Here is a 16,358-nt window from a genome sequence, read left to right on the forward strand (position 1 = left end):
CATGGTTGTATATACAATTAAAAACAACCTAACGCATTCATCGGGATGTCACAAGAGGCGGGAGAGATTTTGTTATCAGGATGTGATCGACCGCGGAGATGCGGGCGCAGGGGCGCCCGCCGGGGATCAGACTTCGCTGGTGAAGCGGCCGAACAGCTGGTAACGGCTGCCGGGGTACAGCAGCCGGGCCGATGTCACCACGGTTTTGCCGGACCAGGTGCGACGGTGGATCAGCAGGCCGGGTTCGTGGTCCTCCAGCTGCAGCAGCTCGCGTTCGCGCCGGGTGGGGATCACCGCTTCGACGATGTGCTCGCCGGCGGTCAGCGGCGCGGCCTGTGTCAGATAGGCGTATGGCGTGACGCGGTCGAAATCCTGCTTCAGGTAATCCGGCGCCACCAGCGGGTTGACGCAGCGGTCTTCCACCTGCACCGGCACATCGTTTTCGTAATGCACGATCTGCGAATAGAACAGCCGTTGGCCGGGCTGAATGCCGAGCGCCGCCGCCTCTTCCTCGCTGGCCGGGCGGGCCTTCAGCTCGAGGATTTTGCTGCTGTGGCGATGACCGCGCGCGGCTATCTCATCGGCGATGTTGTGCACTTCCAGCAGCGCGGTGTGCGCCTTGGCTTCGGCGACGAAGGTGCCGACGCCTTGCATGCGGATCAGAAAACCTTCGCTGGTCAGCTCGCGCAGCGCGCGGTTGATGGTCATGCGGCTGACGCCCAGTTCCGCCACCAGTTCACTTTCGGAGGGCACGCGCTGGTGCGGTTGCCAGTGCCCCGCACGGATTTGATTCACGATCGCCTGTTTGACCCGTTGGTAGATCGGGGCGGGGGCATCGCTCATTGCAGCCGCCAGTTGTAACACGGTCTGTTGTTCAGCCACGACGTTAACCTCGTCAAATAAAAAAATAATAACACCAGTTTACTGTTGATGTCGGCGTATGTATATGTATATACAACTAGTGGCCGTCGCGCCAGAAACTTGCCGGCGACCGCCAAAAATTCCTGAAGACGCGCCATCGCCGCGCCTTATTCGCCGTTACATTAACCGTGGAATACTGCCATGCCTGCTTATTTTGCCCCACGCGCTTTGCTCCCTGAGGGCTGGGCGCATAACGTCCGGCTGGACGTCGATGCGCAAGGTTATCTGACTCAAGTTACCGCCAACGCTGAACCGCAAGGCTGCACCCGGCTGCACGGCGATGCGGTGCCGGGCATGCCGAACCTGCACTCCCACGCCTTTCAGCGCGCGATGGCCGGGTTGGCGGAAGTGGCGGGCAACCCGCAGGACAGCTTCTGGACCTGGCGCGATCTGATGTATCGGCTGGTGCAGCGCCTGACGCCGGAGCAGGTGGAGGTGGTCGCCCGTCAACTGTATATCGAAATGCTCAAGGGCGGATATACCCAGGTGGCCGAATTCCACTACCTGCATCACGACGCCGACGGCAAGCCTTACGCCGATCGCGGTGAGATGACCGGCCGCCTCAGCGAGGCCGCGCATCAGGCCGGCATCGGCATGACGATGCTGCCGGTACTGTACAGCTACGCCGGTTTCGGCGCCCAGCCGGCCCAGCCGGGGCAGAAACGGTTTATCCAGGATGCCGAAAGCTATCTGCAACAGCAGCAGGTGATTGCTCGCCAACTGGCGGATCGCCCGTTGCAGAATCACGGTCTGTGTTTCCATTCGCTGCGCGCGGTGGAACTTGGCCAGATGCAACAGATTTTGGCCGCGTCGGATCGCACCCTGCCGGTGCATATTCATATCGCCGAGCAGCAAAAAGAGGTGAACGACTGCCTGGCGTGGAGCGGGCAGCGACCGGTGGCCTGGCTGTATGACCATCTGCCGGTGGATCAGCGCTGGTGCCTGGTGCACGCCACCCATCTGGATCGCGATGAGCTGGAAGCGCTGGCGCGCAGTCGCGCGGTGGCCGGCCTGTGCCCGACCACCGAAGCCAACCTCGGCGACGGCATTTTCCCCGGCGACGCCTATCTGCAGCAGCAGGGGCGTTGGGGCATCGGCTCCGACAGCCACGTTTCGCTCAACGTGGTGGAAGAGCTGCGCTGGTTTGAATACGGCCAGCGGCTGCGCGATCAGCGCCGCAATCGCCTGACGACACCGCAGCAATCGGCGGTGGGCGATGTGCTGTATCACCAGGCGCTGCAAGGCGGCGCGCAGGCGTGCGGCGCGCCGATCGGCCGCTTGCAGAGCGGCTATCGCGCCGACTGGCTGGTGCTGGACGGCGACGATCCGTATTTGGCGGCGGCGCCGGATGCCTCGATCCTCAACCGCTGGCTGTTCGCCGGCGGCAAAGAGCAAATTCGCGACGTGTTCGTCGGCGGCCGACAGGTGATCGAGCAGGGGCGGCACGCGCTGCAGCAGCAGAGCAGCGCCGAGTTCCTGCAGGTGCTGAAAACCTTTCAGCAGGAGGCGTGATGAGCCTGACCCGTTTTAATTTCGCTGGGTTGCCGGTCAGCCCGTGGCGCAACGGCGGCGGGGAAACCCGTGAAATCGTCAGTTGGCCGCCGGGCGAGCCGGATTTCGACTGGCGCGCCAGCATCGCCACCATCGCACAGGACGGGCCGTTTTCCGCCTTCGCGGGCATCGATCGTTCGATCACGCTGCTGGAAGGCGACGGCGTGCGGCTGTTCAGCGCCGGGCATATCGACCATCAGTTGGCGCGTATCGGGGAGCCGTTCGCCTTTTCCGGCGACGTGGCGCTGGAAGCGACGCTGCTGGGCGGCGCCAGTCAGGATTTCAACATCATGACGCGCCGCGGCCGGCTAGCGGCGCAGGTGCAACGCAGCGCCGAGCCGCTAACCTTGCCGCCGGGGCGGGCGGGGGTGCTGTATGTGCTGAGCGGGCTCTGGTCGCTGCCGGGGGGCGGCGAACTGAGCGCGCGCGAGGGCGTCTGGTGGACGGCATCGGCGGCGGGGGGCGACGTGGCACCGTTAAGGGCCGGCAGCGCTATCCTGTGGGCGGACATCACACCCCGTTAACGCAGAGTAGAGTCCTGCGCCCGGTTATGGGATTATTCACTTTTTCCCATTAATCATAAAGAAGGGCGCATGGCTTCGCTGAAAGACGTCGCAAAACTTGCCGGAGTCTCGTTAATGACGGTGTCCCGCGCCATCAATGATCCCGGCAAGCTGCGGCCGGAAACCTACCGCCGCGTCAAACAAGCTATCGATCGGTTGGACTATGTGCCGGATCTGTCGGCGCGGCGTATTCGCGGTGACGGAAATCGCGTGCAGACGCTCGGCGTGCTGGCGCTGGACACCGCCACGACGCCGTTCTCGGTGGAAATGATCCTGTCGATTGAGAAAACCGCGCGCGAGCGCGGCTGGAACAGCTTCGTCGTCAACCTGTTCGCCGACGACAACGCCGAACAGACCGTCGATCTGCTGCTGGCGCATCGGCCGGATGGGGTGATCTTCACCACGATGGGACTGCGTGAGGTGACGCTGCCGGCCAAACTGCTGGACAAAAAGCTGGTGTTGGCCAACTGCGTCAGCCCGGCGCATTCGATCGCCAGCTACATTCCTGATGATGAGCAAGGGCAGTATGACGCGGCGCGCACGCTGATCGCCAAAGGCTATCGCGCGCCTTTGTGCATTCATTTACCGGCGGATACGCTGGCGGCGGGGCTGCGCCGCCGCGGTCTGGAACGCGCCTGGCGCGAAGCGGGGCGCGATGTTGAACAGCTGCGGCAGTATCATCTCGATCTGAGCGCCGGCGATCAAAGCTATCGCGACTGCGTAGCGTTGCTGGAGCGGCATTTTTCCGCCGGCCGGCGCGATTGCGATGTCGTGGTGTGTGGGAACGATCGGATAGCGTTTCTGGCGTATCAGGTATTGCTGGCGCAAGGTTGGCGGATACCGCAGCAGGTGGCGGTGCTGGGCTACGACAATATGGTCGGCACCGGCGAGCTGTTCCTGCCGGCATTGACGACGGTGCAGCTGCCGCATTATGAACTGGGTCGCCTTGCGGCGCTGCATGTGATTGAGCGGCGGGAACAGCGTGATACGGTGAAAGTGCCTTGCCCGCTGCTGGAACGTGGTTCGCTGTAAACGCACCGGGGGCGTCGCTGCGCGCCCGGTGCTCATTCCCATTACCCCCAGATGCTTGCCAACTGCCATCCCGTGATGGGCTCGAACAGCGCCTGGCCGCCTTCGGCGAACAGGCTGAGGCGGCGATCGCCCGCCGTCGGATAGATGCGGCTGGTCAGGCAGGCCTGCCCCTGATTAACGAAGATCTCCAGCGAGGAGCGATCGATAAAGATCCGCAGCGACAGAATGTCACCCTCCGGCAGCGGCACACTGCGGCAGGTGCACAGCGCCGGGTGTTCATTAAAACGCTCCAGCACCAATCGGTGTGACTGATTGTCGACGAACAGCCGCGCCGCACTCCCAATGGCCAGCCCGTACCGCTCGGCGTCGCTGTCGGCCGGTCTCAACGTCATGATGAGCTCCTGCATATCGTTCGCCAGCGGCAAATGCTGATTGGTCAGCGTCTGCGCCGACAACGTCTGCGATCCTCGGCGCAACGCCGCCAGTTCACGCGCCGGATTCATGCGGACGCTGCCGTCGGCGGCCAGCGTCAGCTCGCGTGGCAGGGTGAGGGCGCCGGCCCAGCGGTGCGCTTTGCTGGGCATCGGTGATTCCCACATATCCATCCAGGCAAACAGCAGCCGACGGCCGTCGGCGGCGGTGAAGGTCTGCGGCGCATAGAAATCGTGGCCGGCATCCAGCTCGCAGAAGGGCTGCGTTACCGTAAAGTCGCCGTCCGGCCGCCAATGGCCGAGCAGATAGCCGCTCTGGAAGCGATTGCGGTAGCGGTAGCCCTGCGCCGCCAGCCCCTGCGGCGAAAACAGCAGCAGGTGTTGCTCCCCCAGCGGAAAGAAATCCGGGCATTCCCACATATAGCCCTGATGCGCCGTTTGCGCGCCGGCCAGCACCCGATCGAAGCGCCAGGCGCGCAGGTCGGCAGAGCGGTACAGGCGCACCTGGCCCAGGCCGTTTTCTTTGGCGCCGACCACCAGCCACCATTCGCCGTTCTCGCACCAGACTTTCGGATCGCGAAAATGTTGAATGCCGTCCGGCGGGGCCAGCACCGGCCCGTGTTTGACGAAGCGTATGCCGTCTTCGCTGGTGGCCAGACATTGCACTTCCCGCACCTGGCTGTCGTCACCGGGTTCGCCCAACCACACGTGGCCGGTGTAAAGCAGCGTCAGCACGCCGTTGTCATCCACGGCGCAGCCGGAAAAACAACCGTCTTTGTCATAGGGCGCATCGGGCGCCAGGGCGATGGGCTGGTGCTGCCAGCGTATCAGATCGCGGCTGGTCGCATGCCCCCAGTGCATGGGCCCCCAGTGCTCGCTATGGGGATGATGTTGGAAGAACGCATGATAGACGCCGTCAATACAGATCAGGCCGTTGGGATCGTTGATCCAGCCGGCGGCCGGTGCGAGATGGAACTGCGGATAATAATCGTCTCGGCGCTCTGCGCACAGGGCTTCGACCGCATGGTCGGCTTGAGCTAAAGCAGTGTTCATTGGACAGACTCACTTGATTTAATGGCGGATGGAAAGGGCGTTGCCGTGGCGGAGCGTTCGCCGCGCAGCAAGAAACAGGAGACAAGCGTGGTGGCGGCGACCGCGCAGCCCATCAGCAGATAGGTGTCGGCAAAGCCGATGCGGTCATAACCGTAGCCCGCCAGCGGCGACAGGAAGCTGGCCATCACCTGGGTGATGAACTGGAAGCCTACCAGGTACAGCGTGGAGGAGAGTCGGCTGTCGAAGCGGCTGGCGATGTATTTGAAGATAGCGATCAGCAGGATTGGCAACTCTACGGCGTGCAGCAGTTTCATGGCGGAGATCATCAGGGCGCCGGTGACCAACCCGGAACCGAACATGCGCAGCGCCATCACGCTGCCCGCCAGCAACAGCCCCTGCTTGGCGCCGATACGGTTCACCAGCAGCGGGGCCAGGAACATGCCGCCGGCTTCGAGGAAGACCTGCAGCGAGTTGAGAAAACCGTACATCTCGTTGCCCTGTGCGCGAGAAGCGAACTGTGAAGCGAAGTAGACAGAAAATTGCTGATCGAAAACGTTGTATACGCTGATCCCCAGCACAAACACTACCAGCGCCCAGAAGCCCGGCATGCGCAGCAGCGCCAGCGCGTCCTGCAGCCGCAGGTTCTCCGGTTTGCCGAACGCCAGGCCGGCCATGGCGTTCGGCTTCAGCTCGCGTACCTGACTGAGCAGCAACAGGAACACCACGGCGGCGGCGGAGGCCAGCCAGAAATTGATGTTCGGATTGATATTGAAGATAAAACCGGCCACAAAGGTGGCGCTGGCCCAGCCGAGCGAGCCCCACATGCGGGCGCGGCCGAACTCGAAACCGCTGATGCGGCTGACGCGCTCGGTATAAGACTCCAGCGCGCCGATGCCGGCGAAGAAGGTCGCGCCGATGAACACCCCGCCGACCAAAGCGCCGAGCGGCAGGCTGCTCGCCAGCAGCGGGGCATAAACGTAGATAAAGAACGGGCCGGTCAGCAGCAGCATCACGCCGAGAAACTGCAGCAGGTGTTTGCGCAGCCCAAGTTTGTCCTGAATAAAGCCGTACAACGGCTGTGCGCACAGCGCCACCAGCGAGATGGCGGAGAAGATCAGGCCGGTCTCGGCGCCTTTCAGCCCGATCTTTTGATTCAGCCACAGCGAGATCAGCGAAAAGCTGGAAGACCAGGTGAAGAAAAAGAAGAACAGCAGGCCGCTGAGCAGCACGTAATATTTTTTAGTTTCGCGGTTCATGGGTAGGGCCCCGGTGAGTGAAGTTAGCTCTATTGTTAACGTTAACTCGCGGATGGATGAAGCTGTCAGTTATCACTCATGCGATGTTAATCACAAAAGTTAACGTTAACATTATTGCGTTGTGATCATTATCACGAGTTGGAATGGGGGCGCCGTCGCCCCTGTGGCGAGATTAACGTTCGTTCAGCGAGCGCAGATGATCGTCGCGGCGCAGCGTCATCAGCGCAAACAGGCTGACCACCGACGTGGCGACCACATAGTAGGCGGGAATGTCGATATTGCCGGTCTGTTTGATGAGGCCGGTGATAATCAGCCCGGCCGAGCCGGAAAACACCGCATTGGACAGCGAGTAAGCCAGCCCCAGGCCGGTATAGCGCACCCGGGTCGGGAACATCTCCGCCAGCATCGCCGGGCCGGGACCGGCCAGCAGGCCGACCACGGCGCCGGCGATCATGACTGCCAGCCCTTTGATCCACAGTAAGCTCTGCGCATCCTGCAACAGGTGCAGCAGCGGGAAGGTGAACAGGATCACCGCCGCCACCGCCGTCAGCATCACCGTTTTTCGTCCCAGCCTGTCGCTGATGATGCCCGCCGGCAGGATGGTCAGGGCGAAACCGACGTTGGCCAGCACCGTCGCCACTAGCGCTTGCTGGAAGGTGGCGTGCAGCGAGGTTTGCAAATAGGAAGGCATCACCACCAGGAAGGTATAGCCGGCGGCCGACCAGCCCATCATGCGGCCGATGCCGACCAGAATGGTTTTCACCACGCCGCCCAGCTTCACTTCCGGTGGGGTGATAGCGTGTTCCGCATGTTGCTGCGCCTGAGTAAACGTCGGCGTTTCCTCAAGCTTGAGCCGCAGCCACAGCGCCACGGCGCCCATCGGCAGCGCCAGCAGGAAGGGAATGCGCCAGCCCCAGTCATGCAACTGCTGCACGCTCAGCAGCGCGGCCAGCAGCGCCACCAGCCCGGCGCCGGCCAACAGGCCGAGCGCGACGGTCAGCGATTGCCATGCGCCGAACAGCCCACGCTTGCCCTTTGGGGCGAACTCGGTCATCAGCGACACGGCGCCGCCGAATTCGCCGCCGGCGAACAGCCCCTGGAACATACGCAGCAGCGTCAGCAGCAGCGGGGCGGCGACGCCGATCGAGGCATAAGTCGGCATGACGCCGATCAACGCCGTCGCCAGCGTCATCAGCAGCAGGACCGCAATCAGCGTCGGACGACGGCCGATGCGATCGCCGATACGGCCGAAGATCACCGCGCCGATCGGCCGGCAGAAAAACGCCAGCGCGAAGGCGGCGTAGGTGAGGATCAGGCTGGTGATTTCATTTTCACCCTGCAGCGTGAAAAAATTGGCGGCGATGACGGTGGCCAGAAAACCGTATACCCCGAACTCATACCATTCGATAAAGTTGCCGACCGAGCCGGCCAGCAACGCCTGACGCGACCGGCGCGCGTCGAAAGTCTGTTGATTCATCCCCGTTCCCATACATTTGAATTATTGTTCGTCAGTTCTAAATTTATACGACAAAACAATCAATTGATTTCAGCGGGAACTGTGAGGCGCTCAGCGCATGCCGTCGATACGCCACCATTCGGGGCAAACATCGGCGAACGCATGTGAGGTCGGGCGCAGCTCCGGCAGATTGGCCCGATCGAAGCTGCCGGTGGCCAGCGCCACCGCCGGCTCGTCGTCGATCGCCCCCAGCGTGCTGCCGCAGCGCGGGCAAAAGGCGCGGCTGGAATAGGGTGAAGAACGGTAGAGTGTGGGCATGCCGCCCGGGCCGTTCCACTCGATGGCCTGACGCGGAAATTCGACCCAGCAGAGCGTCGGCGCGCCGGAGTGGCGGCGGCAAAAATCGCAGGAACAGCTGTGCGGATTGCCAGGCAGGCCGCGTGCCTGAAAGCGAATATGCCCGCACAGGCAGCCGCCGCTATAGCAGGGATTTTCCATGATGTCTCCGTCATGAGCGCAGGGGAAAACGATGAAAATCACTATAGCGATATCGCGAAAAATTAACAGGTCCCCGCTGATGCATTACCAGAGCAACGGCGCCCGCTCGCGGCCGTTTTCGGCGTAGTACAGCGACGGCAGGAACTGCGCCAGATAGCTGAACTCGTTGTAGCAGTGGCGCATCAGGTTAAACCCAATGTCGTCCGACAGTTCGTCGTGGGCGTTGGCGCAGGCTTTACCCAGCAGGAAACGGCTGCGCAGCACGCACCCGTAGGGCGTATCGCGCGCCAGATGCAGCATCTCGCCGTCGCAGGGATCGCCGTTGTCATCCAACGCCACCTGGTCGCCGAAGCCGATGCGCGCGCACACGGCGGCGGAGAGCGCCTGCGCGTCACGCGCCTGGCGCAGCGGTTGCGGCGCGAAGAAGTCCTCGGCGGCGTGGAATTTGAGGCGCGCCGCGACCGGTGGCAGCTCCGCCAGCCATTCGACCGCTTCGATGCTGGCGCCGACGTAGCTTTCCCCTTTTTTCCAATGGCGGTCCCAGCCGCGATGTTCAACGTGATCGTGCGGGTGCCACCAGTTGATGTGCTGCGTGTTCTCAAAGAAGGTGAACCACCAGTCCAGCATGCGCCCCTTGCAGCCGTGCAGATCGGTACGGACCGCGACGGTCAGCAAACCGTCGGCGCTGCGACTCAGCCCCATCTCCAGCCGCAGCGGTTCAGGTTTGAGCAACTCGTTGATATCGTTAACGCCCCACGGCGCCAGCAGGGAAGGATGTGTCATAATGGGTTCCTGTTTTATTTTGGAAACGAATTGTGTTTCCAAAATAAAACTATGCCGTTATGCTGAGTCTGTCAATGCTTGTGAGGAATAAATATGGCGAACCCGAATGAAGAACCGCTGCGTGCTCGCGGCCGGCCGGCCACGCCGGAAACGGCGCTGCGCGCCGCGTTGGCGCAGGCGACGCTGGCGCTGTTGCTCGACGGCGGCTATGCCGCAGCAACGGTGGATGCGGTGGCGAAACGCGCCGGGGTGGCTAAAAAAACCCTGTATCGCTTTGCGGCCAATCGCGACGAACTGGTGGCGCAGGCGGTGAGCGGCTGGACCGAGGCGTTTCAGCCGGCCTTCGCCCAGGATGCCGGGCGGCGGGAGGCGGTGGCGCCGCTGTTGGAAAAAGGGCTGACGGCGGTGGCGCAGCAGGTATTGAGCGCCGAAGCGGTGGGGATATTTCGGCTGCTGCAAAGCGAGTTTCCGGGGCGCGAGGCGCTGCTGGACAGCTATCAGCGCAACGGCATTCTGCGCGGACGGGCGACGTTGGCGAACTGGCTGCGGCGCCAGCAGCAGTACGGCTGGCTGCGTGAGCGTGACTGGGCGCAAACCAGCGATCTGCTGTTGGCGATGACCATCGCCGAACCGCTGCGGCAGATGACGCTGGGGCTGTTGCCGCCCGGCAGCGCGATCGACGAGCGCATCGCGGCGGCGGTGGCGCTGGTGATGCCGGGTTTGCTGGCGGAAGGATGAAAACAAGAAAGGGCCGAAAGTTCGGCCCTTAAACAGCAGGATGCAAAACGTCTGCGTTACAGCTTCGGCCCGGCGTTCACCAGCTTTTCGCCCGCCTGGGTGACGGTATATTTGGCGAAGTTATCGATAAAGCGCTGCGCCAGATCCTGCGCTTTCTCCTGCCACAGCGATTCGTCGGCGTAGGTTTTGCGCGGATCGAGGATCGACGGATCGACGCCCGGCAGCGCGGTCGGCACTGCCAGCCCGAAGATCGGCAGCGTGAAGGTGTCGGCCTGCTCAATGTCGCCATTCAAGATGGCGTCGATGATGCCGCGCGTATCTTTGATCGAGATACGCTTGCCGCTGCCGTTCCAGCCGGTGTTGACCAGGTAAGCCTGGGCGCCGGCGGCCTCCATGCGTTTCACCAGCACTTCAGCGTATTGCGTCGGGTGCAGCGTCAGGAACGCGGCGCCGAAGCAGGCGGAGAAGGTCGGCGTCGGCGCGGTGATGCCGCGCTCGGTGCCGGCCAGCTTGGCGGTGAAGCCGGACAGGAAGTGGTATTGGGTCTGCTCCGGCGTCAGGCGCGACACCGGCGGCAGCACGCCGAAGGCGTCGGCGGTCAAGAAGATGATCTTGCGCGCGTGGCCGGCTTTGGACACCGGTTTGACGATGTTCTCGATGTGATAAATCGGGTAAGAGACGCGGGTGTTCTCGGTTTTGCTGGCGTCGTCGAAGTCGATGCTGCCGTCGGCCCGCACGGTGACGTTTTCGAGCAGCGCATCGCGGCGGATCGCCTGATAGATTTCCGGCTCCGCCTGCGGCGACAGCTTGATGGTTTTGGCGTAGCAGCCGCCTTCGAAGTTGAACACGCCGTCGTCGTCCCAGCCGTGCTCGTCATCGCCGATCAGCTGGCGTTTCGGATCGGTGGAGAGGGTAGTTTTGCCGGTGCCGGACAGGCCAAAGAACACCGCGACGTCGCCTTGCTCGCCGACGTTGGCCGAGCAGTGCATCGAGGCGATGCCCTTCAGCGGCAGCAGATAGTTCATGATCGAGAACAGGCCTTTCTTCATCTCGCCGCCGTACCAGGTGCCGCCGATCAGCTGCATGCGCTCGGTCAGGTTGAAAGCGACGAAGTTTTCCGAGTGCAGCCCTTGCTGCTGCCAGTCCGGGTTGGTGCATTTGGCGCCGTTCAACACCACGAAGTCCGGCTCAAAGTCCGCCAGCTCGGCGTCGCTTGGGCGGATGAACATGTTTTTCACGAAGTGCGCCTGCCAGGCCACCTCGGTGATGAAGCGCACCTTCAGGCGCGTATCGGCGTTGGCGCCGCAGAAGGCATCCACCACGAACAGACGCTTGCCGGAGAGCTGGTTGCCCACCAGCGTCTTCAGATGCTGCCAGACTTCCGGTGACAGCGGCTGGTTGTCGTTCTTGCCGGTACCGTTGTCGGACCACCAGACGGTGTCGCGCGTGGTGTCGTCGCGCACGATGTATTTGTCTTTCGGCGAACGGCCGGTAAATTCGCCGGTCGCGACGTTGACCGCCCCCAGTTGGGTGAGGGTGCCGCGTTCCAGCGGCGGCAGGTCGGCGCGGGTCTCTTCGGCGAACAGCAATTCATAGCTGGGGTTATAGACGATGTCGGCGGCCTGATGGATGCCGTAGCGAGCGAGGGTTTGTGGGGTAACAGCGCGTGAAGACATATTCTACTTCCTTATGAGTCATATTATGCCTTTTTCCCGTGCGGTGCCGCGCGCAGGATTAAGGTTCGGATCAAGCTGACCGGATTCAGCTAATGGCGTTTCCGGTTCTTTATTAATAAAGCAGGGGGCTTTTTCGCCCTCCTATAGCATAGCAGCGAATTTAAGCCTGATTACTTTAATTACAAAATGCTGACGATAATTAATTAAAACCAACCTTGGCGGAGGGTCACAATATTGAATTCCCTCAGCGTAATTTAGTTTTGCATTTTTATTTTTTATCATATTGTCAGTGCTGTCTACTGTTTTATTTCTTATTAGAAAAAGCGAAATCCGCAATAGGATTTTTGTAATTAGTTGTTTTCACTTGGCTATGGCGGGATTGTTGCGCCAGGTGGATCTAACCGTACTGTACGCTTGTCAGCAGGGTGAATAATGAAACAGATAAATGCAGAAATAGCCTGTGATAAAAATACGGCATCGTCCGAATCATCAGGATTAATTAATCAACTTCGTCAAATAGATATCGGTGCGGTGCCGATCGCGTTGTTTATCACGATTTGCGCCATCGTGGCGATTTCCGCCTATGCTAACTTCCTGCCGAAGAATATGATCGGCGGCCTGGCGGTGATAATGACGCTGGGCTTTGCGTTGGCGCAGTTGGGTAAAAGCATTCCCGTGCTGCGCGATATCGGCGGGCCGGCCATTCTGTGTTTGATGGTGCCGTCGGTGCTGGTCTACTTCAACGTGTTCCAGCCCAACGTCATGGGCACCGTCCATCTGTTGATGAAAGACGCCAACCTGCTTTATTTCGTCATCGCCAGTCTGGTGGTCGGCAGCATTCTCGGCATGAACCGGGTGATCCTGATCCAGGGGATGATTCGCATGTTCGTGCCGCTGGTGGTGGGCACGGTCACGGCGGTGATCACCGGGCTACTGGTGGGGAAACTGTTCGGCTTCACCTTCTATCACACCTTCTTCTTTATCATCGTGCCGATCATCGGCGGCGGCATCGGCGAGGGCATTTTACCGCTGTCGCTGGCCTATTCGGCGATCCTGGGATCGACGCCGGACGTCTACGTCGCGCAGCTGGCGCCGGCGGCGGTGCTGGGTAATATCTTCGCCATCGTGACCGCCGGGGTGCTGGCGCGCATCGGCATGCAGCGCAAGGCGCTGAGCGGCGACGGCATGCTGATCCGTTCGGCGCAGGAGAACGCGATGTTCGCCATCAAGGAACAAAGCGGCAACGTCGATTTCCAACTGATGGGCGGCGGGCTGCTGGTGATCTGCGCCTTCTTTATCGTCGGCGGCCTGTTCGAGCATATCGTGCATATCCCTGGCCCGGTGCTGATGATCCTGTTCGCGGTGCTGTGCAAATACTGCCGGGTGATCCCGGCTTCGATGGAGACCGGCGCGCACAGTTTTTATAAGTTCGTCTCCACCGCGTTGGTATGGCCGCTGATGATCGGTCTGGGCATGCTGTACGTGCCGCTGGAAAGCGTGGTTGCGGTGTTCTCGGTCGGCTATGTGGTGGTCTGCGGCTCGGTGGTGCTGTCGATGGGGTTGGTCAGTTTCCTGATTGCGCCTTACCTGAAGATGTTCCCGGTGGAAGCGGCGATCGTCACCTGCTGTCACAGCGGCCTGGGCGGCACCGGCGACGTGGCGATCCTGTCGGCGTCCAACCGCATGGGGCTGATGCCGTTCGCCCAAATCGCTACGCGCATCGGCGGCGCTTCCACGGTCATTGGCGCGACGCTGTTGCTCGGTTGGTTAGTCTGAGTCCAGAGTGTGTTATGGATAGCCGGGGTTGGATTGCCCCGGTTTTTTTATACTTTTTTCGACATCGTGATAATGCTGATTATTACCTTGAAAATCATTCGCATGGCGGAAAATCCCTGTCACACTTTTGATAAGAAAAATCTGTTCTCGGTAAAATGTGTCTATTCTCTTCTCTTAAGGGATTATCGTTCTCATTCAGAGTGCCGATGGAAGGCGCCAGCGCATTACCGATATCCCCGTATTGATTCAACACCGGGCCGCTGCCGTTCAGGCAATCCGCCAGTTGGGGCATCACCCCGATTGAATTGACGAATATGGAGATAAGGTTATGTCATCAAGCAATGCTTCCGTTAAGGCCGAAGGCGTATTAGCCCTGCTGGGCGCTTATAAACCCGATGAAGACGACACCATTACCGTGCTTCATCCGTCGAAAACGTTCGAGAATGCCGGCCTGGAACTGGTGCGCGGCGATCGCAGTTGGCACGACAAGGGCGTGACCGAAAAGCCGGTCTCCCTGACCTACAGCTTCTGGGAAAAGGCGCCGGGCAATATGTCGAGCATGAGCATCAGCGGCTTCAGCAGCTTTAACGCGGAACAGCGCGAGCAGGCCAAACTGTCGCTGCAGTCATGGTCCGACGTGGCCAACATCACCTTCACCGAGACCAGCAACACCGCCGCCGCCAATATCAAATTCGGTCTGTTCGATTACAGCTCGCGCGGCTCCTATGCCTTTGCATATAACCCGGATTCATCGCCTTCGGTCGCCGGTCAAACCTGGTATAACGCCAAGAACCACACCTTCGTCAACAACCAGATCCATGAAAACGAGTACGGCCGCCAGACCTTCACCCATGAGATCGGTCATGCGCTGGGGTTGCAGCACCCGGGCGACTATAACGCCGCGCCGGGCGTCAGTATCACCTACGCTAAAGACGCGACCTACTTCGAAGACAGCCGCGCCCACAGCCTGATGAGCTATTTCAGCGAAAGCAACACCGGGCAGGACTTTAAAGGCGCGTACTCTTCCGGACCGTTGCTCAATGACATCACGGCGATCCAGCATTTCTACGGCGCCAACATGAACACCCGCACCGGCGACACGGTTTACGGTTTCAATTCCAACACCGATCGCGACTTCCTCACCGCCACCGGCGCGCAGGACAAGATAATCTTCACCGCCTGGGATGCCGGCGGCAACGACACCTTCGACTTCTCCGGCTTTGGCCAAAATCAGCGCATCAACCTGAATGAAAAGGCGTTCTCGGACGTCGGCGGCCTGAAAGGCAACGTGTCGATCGCGGCGGGCGTAACGATTGAAAACGCCATCGGCGGGTCGGGTAACGATGTGCTGGTCGGGAACGCCGCCGATAACGTGCTCAAGGGCGGCGCGGGCGATGATGTGTTGTACGGCGGCAAAGGGGCGGATCAGCTGTGGGGCGGCGCCGGCAAGGACACCTTCGTCTACTTCGCGGCGGATGAGTCGACGGCGGCGGCGCCGGATTGGATCCGCGACTTCGTGCGCGGCGAGGACAAGATCGATCTGACGCTGTTCAACACCGGCAGCGCCGACGGCATCCGCTTCGTCGATCAGTTCAGCGGCAAGGCGGGCGAGGCGAAGCTGAGCTACGATGCGCAAAATCACGTCAGCGATGTGGCGATCAACCTGGGCGGCGCCTTTGACGGCAACGATTTCCTGGTGAAAGTGGTGGGGCAGCCGCTGGATGCCGGCGATTTCGTGTTGGCGTAATGCAGGCAACAAAAATAGGGCGTTTTGGGCAAAAACCCGACAATTCCTATTAATTACGTCATATTAGCGTGACATAGTAGCGCGCAGAAGGCCGGGCTTGCATACCTCGGGCTTCTGTCGGATCGCCAACCTTTTCGGTTGGCGATTCATTTTCCGCCTTTCAGCATGTTGATGGCGGCGCCGAGCAGGATACGCCGTTCGATGTCGTTGCTCTCGGCCAGCTGCCGCGCCAGATGTTTCTCCAGCGTTTCCACCGACAGCGCCTCGCCGCGATGGCGCAGCTGCATCACGCTGTCGCCGATCAGGCGCGCGACTTCATCCCATACGGGTTTAATCTCCTGTTCCGAGAACGTCATGGCCTACACCTCGGTGGGTTGATTTTCGCCCAATGTAGCAGTTGAACTGCGGCTTCGCTACCGACGGCAAAAAACAGGAAGCATAAAAAACAAGCCATCAGTATTTCTTCTGGTTTTTGCGCTCAATACTGGCAATGTCGAAAAGCAGGAGAACACATCATGAACTGGGTCGAAACCTTCGCGGAGTACTACCGCCTCAGCCGCACGGGTGAAACGCAACATTGGCTGTGCCGTCGCTGGTTGCCACAGGGGGAAGCGCGTCTGGCCTATTTGCGCGAGTTACTGGAGCCGACCGCGGCGCCGCGGCGGTGAGCAGGGCGCCGGCGGTTGGCCGGCGTCGTTTTATGGGATTAACCGAACGCTATCGCCGCCCAACGCAACAGCAGCAACGCCAGGCAGATCAGCAGCAGCACCACCACCATTTTACTGAGCTTGTTGCCCATGCGTTTTGTCGCCACGTCGCCCTCTCTTAACTGAAATACCATCCGCCGGCGATGGCGATGAGCAACAGCGTCGCCAAC

The 16,358-nt window shown here is 60.9% G+C and carries 16 protein-coding genes; 7 read left to right on the plus strand and 9 right to left on the minus strand.

Features of this window, described 5'->3' with window-relative positions:
* Positions 1 to 126: 126 nt before the first annotated feature.
* Complete coding sequence (gene hutC / locus ACJ8IP_RS02055) at positions 127 to 882, minus strand: histidine utilization repressor (protein WP_049204077.1); 756 nt, start codon at positions 880 to 882, stop codon at positions 127 to 129.
* Between the two features lie 180 nt (positions 883 to 1,062).
* On the opposite strand from hutC, the gene ACJ8IP_RS02060 reads away from it, so the two are divergent.
* The 3 genes from ACJ8IP_RS02060 to ACJ8IP_RS02070 all read left to right on the plus strand — a co-directional run bounded on the left by ACJ8IP_RS02060 (position 1,063) and on the right by ACJ8IP_RS02070 (position 4,067).
* On the plus strand, positions 1,063 to 2,433 hold the full coding sequence (locus tag ACJ8IP_RS02060; protein WP_103101238.1) for a formimidoylglutamate deiminase: 1,371 nt from the start codon (positions 1,063 to 1,065) through the stop codon (positions 2,431 to 2,433).
* Positions 2,433 to 2,996 carry a HutD/Ves family protein gene (locus ACJ8IP_RS02065; RefSeq protein WP_033652099.1) on the plus strand — a complete coding sequence of 188 codons (564 nt, stop codon included), beginning with the start codon at positions 2,433 to 2,435 and terminating at the stop codon, positions 2,994 to 2,996. The genes ACJ8IP_RS02060 and ACJ8IP_RS02065 overlap by 1 nt, the downstream gene beginning before the upstream one ends.
* 69 nt (positions 2,997 to 3,065) lie before the next feature.
* Positions 3,066 to 4,067 (plus strand): LacI family DNA-binding transcriptional regulator, encoded by a 1,002-nt coding sequence (locus ACJ8IP_RS02070; protein WP_033642823.1) that lies wholly within the window; start codon positions 3,066 to 3,068, stop codon positions 4,065 to 4,067.
* Between the two features lie 41 nt (positions 4,068 to 4,108).
* Here ACJ8IP_RS02070 and ACJ8IP_RS02075 read toward each other — a convergent pair whose 3' ends face one another.
* The 5 genes from ACJ8IP_RS02075 to ACJ8IP_RS02095 form a co-directional block, all read right to left on the minus strand.
* Positions 4,109 to 5,551: a glycoside hydrolase family 32 protein gene (locus ACJ8IP_RS02075; RefSeq protein WP_164106056.1), complete on the minus strand. Its 1,443-nt coding sequence runs from the start codon at positions 5,549 to 5,551 to the stop codon at positions 4,109 to 4,111.
* A complete protein-coding gene (locus ACJ8IP_RS02080) occupies positions 5,548 to 6,807 on the minus strand; it encodes an MFS transporter (protein WP_047576088.1) in 1,260 nt (419 codons plus the stop codon). The genes ACJ8IP_RS02075 and ACJ8IP_RS02080 overlap by 4 nt, the downstream gene beginning before the upstream one ends.
* A gap of 172 nt (positions 6,808 to 6,979) precedes the next feature.
* Positions 6,980 to 8,284 (minus strand): MFS transporter, encoded by a 1,305-nt coding sequence (locus tag ACJ8IP_RS02085; RefSeq protein WP_164106055.1) that lies wholly within the window; start codon positions 8,282 to 8,284, stop codon positions 6,980 to 6,982.
* Between the two features lie 90 nt (positions 8,285 to 8,374).
* Positions 8,375 to 8,761: a GFA family protein gene (locus ACJ8IP_RS02090; protein WP_072627735.1), complete on the minus strand. Its 387-nt coding sequence runs from the start codon at positions 8,759 to 8,761 to the stop codon at positions 8,375 to 8,377.
* An 84-nt stretch (positions 8,762 to 8,845) separates the two neighbouring features.
* On the minus strand, positions 8,846 to 9,544 hold the full coding sequence (locus ACJ8IP_RS02095; protein ID WP_164106054.1) for a DAPG hydrolase family protein: 699 nt from the start codon (positions 9,542 to 9,544) through the stop codon (positions 8,846 to 8,848).
* Between the two features lie 93 nt (positions 9,545 to 9,637).
* On the opposite strand from ACJ8IP_RS02095, the gene ACJ8IP_RS02100 reads away from it, so the two are divergent.
* Positions 9,638 to 10,282, plus strand: coding sequence for a TetR/AcrR family transcriptional regulator (locus ACJ8IP_RS02100; RefSeq protein ID WP_164106053.1), 645 nt, complete (start codon positions 9,638 to 9,640; stop codon positions 10,280 to 10,282).
* 56 nt (positions 10,283 to 10,338) lie between these two features.
* Here ACJ8IP_RS02100 and pckA read toward each other — a convergent pair whose 3' ends face one another.
* Entirely contained in the window at positions 10,339 to 11,958 is a 1,620-nt protein-coding gene (gene pckA / locus ACJ8IP_RS02105; RefSeq protein WP_033642831.1) for a phosphoenolpyruvate carboxykinase (ATP), read from the minus strand.
* A gap of 432 nt (positions 11,959 to 12,390) precedes the next feature.
* On the opposite strand from pckA, the gene ACJ8IP_RS02110 reads away from it, so the two are divergent.
* Together ACJ8IP_RS02110 and ACJ8IP_RS02115 are read left to right on the plus strand one after the other, a co-directional pair.
* Positions 12,391 to 13,734, plus strand: a complete 1,344-nt coding sequence (locus ACJ8IP_RS02110; protein ID WP_033642832.1) for a 2-hydroxycarboxylate transporter family protein — start codon at positions 12,391 to 12,393, stop codon at positions 13,732 to 13,734.
* 328 nt (positions 13,735 to 14,062) lie between these two features.
* Positions 14,063 to 15,481, plus strand: a complete 1,419-nt coding sequence (locus tag ACJ8IP_RS02115) for a serralysin family metalloprotease (RefSeq protein WP_033652108.1) — start codon at positions 14,063 to 14,065, stop codon at positions 15,479 to 15,481.
* 146 nt (positions 15,482 to 15,627) lie between these two features.
* On the opposite strand, the gene ACJ8IP_RS02120 is transcribed toward ACJ8IP_RS02115, so the two are convergent.
* Positions 15,628 to 15,837 (minus strand): hypothetical protein, encoded by a 210-nt coding sequence (locus ACJ8IP_RS02120; RefSeq protein WP_033642834.1) that lies wholly within the window; start codon positions 15,835 to 15,837, stop codon positions 15,628 to 15,630.
* A 159-nt stretch (positions 15,838 to 15,996) separates the two neighbouring features.
* Here ACJ8IP_RS02120 and ACJ8IP_RS02125 point away from each other — a divergent pair, with 159 nt between their 5' ends.
* Entirely contained in the window at positions 15,997 to 16,149 is a 153-nt protein-coding gene (locus ACJ8IP_RS02125; protein ID WP_162997461.1) for a hypothetical protein, read from the plus strand.
* 38 nt (positions 16,150 to 16,187) lie between these two features.
* Here ACJ8IP_RS02125 and yniD read toward each other — a convergent pair whose 3' ends face one another.
* Positions 16,188 to 16,280, minus strand: coding sequence for a small membrane protein YniD (gene yniD, locus ACJ8IP_RS02130; protein ID WP_016928013.1), 93 nt, complete (start codon positions 16,278 to 16,280; stop codon positions 16,188 to 16,190).
* Between the last annotated feature and the right edge of the window lie 78 nt (positions 16,281 to 16,358).

Source organism: Serratia sp. CY52157 (assembly GCF_052168495.1).
Lineage (GTDB): Bacteria > Pseudomonadota > Gammaproteobacteria > Enterobacterales > Enterobacteriaceae > Serratia > Serratia ureilytica.

What these genes read in the sequence shown, in the direction of transcription:
- ACJ8IP_RS02060 (WP_103101238.1), top strand. Translation starts at nt 1,063, where the DNA reads ATGCCTGCTTATTTTGCCCCACGCGCTTTGCTCCCTGAGGGCTGGGCG.
- ACJ8IP_RS02065 (WP_033652099.1), top strand. Translation starts at nt 2,433, where the DNA reads ATGAGCCTGACCCGTTTTAATTTCGCTGGGTTGCCGGTCAGCCCGTGG.
- ACJ8IP_RS02070 (WP_033642823.1), top strand. Translation starts at nt 3,066, where the DNA reads ATGGCTTCGCTGAAAGACGTCGCAAAACTTGCCGGAGTCTCGTTAATG.
- ACJ8IP_RS02075 (WP_164106056.1), bottom strand. Translation starts at nt 5,551, where the DNA reads ATGAACACTGCTTTAGCTCAAGCCGACCATGCGGTCGAAGCCCTGTGC.
- ACJ8IP_RS02080 (WP_047576088.1), bottom strand. Translation starts at nt 6,807, where the DNA reads ATGAACCGCGAAACTAAAAAATATTACGTGCTGCTCAGCGGCCTGCTG.
- ACJ8IP_RS02085 (WP_164106055.1), bottom strand. Translation starts at nt 8,284, where the DNA reads ATGAATCAACAGACTTTCGACGCGCGCCGGTCGCGTCAGGCGTTGCTG.
- ACJ8IP_RS02090 (WP_072627735.1), bottom strand. Translation starts at nt 8,761, where the DNA reads ATGGAAAATCCCTGCTATAGCGGCGGCTGCCTGTGCGGGCATATTCGC.
- ACJ8IP_RS02095 (WP_164106054.1), bottom strand. Translation starts at nt 9,544, where the DNA reads ATGACACATCCTTCCCTGCTGGCGCCGTGGGGCGTTAACGATATCAAC.
- ACJ8IP_RS02100 (WP_164106053.1), top strand. Translation starts at nt 9,638, where the DNA reads ATGGCGAACCCGAATGAAGAACCGCTGCGTGCTCGCGGCCGGCCGGCC.
- pckA (WP_033642831.1), bottom strand. Translation starts at nt 11,958, where the DNA reads ATGTCTTCACGCGCTGTTACCCCACAAACCCTCGCTCGCTACGGCATC.
- ACJ8IP_RS02110 (WP_033642832.1), top strand. Translation starts at nt 12,391, where the DNA reads ATGAAACAGATAAATGCAGAAATAGCCTGTGATAAAAATACGGCATCG.
- ACJ8IP_RS02115 (WP_033652108.1), top strand. Translation starts at nt 14,063, where the DNA reads ATGTCATCAAGCAATGCTTCCGTTAAGGCCGAAGGCGTATTAGCCCTG.
- ACJ8IP_RS02120 (WP_033642834.1), bottom strand. Translation starts at nt 15,837, where the DNA reads ATGACGTTCTCGGAACAGGAGATTAAACCCGTATGGGATGAAGTCGCG.
- ACJ8IP_RS02125 (WP_162997461.1), top strand. Translation starts at nt 15,997, where the DNA reads ATGAACTGGGTCGAAACCTTCGCGGAGTACTACCGCCTCAGCCGCACG.
- yniD (WP_016928013.1), bottom strand. Translation starts at nt 16,280, where the DNA reads ATGGGCAACAAGCTCAGTAAAATGGTGGTGGTGCTGCTGCTGATCTGC.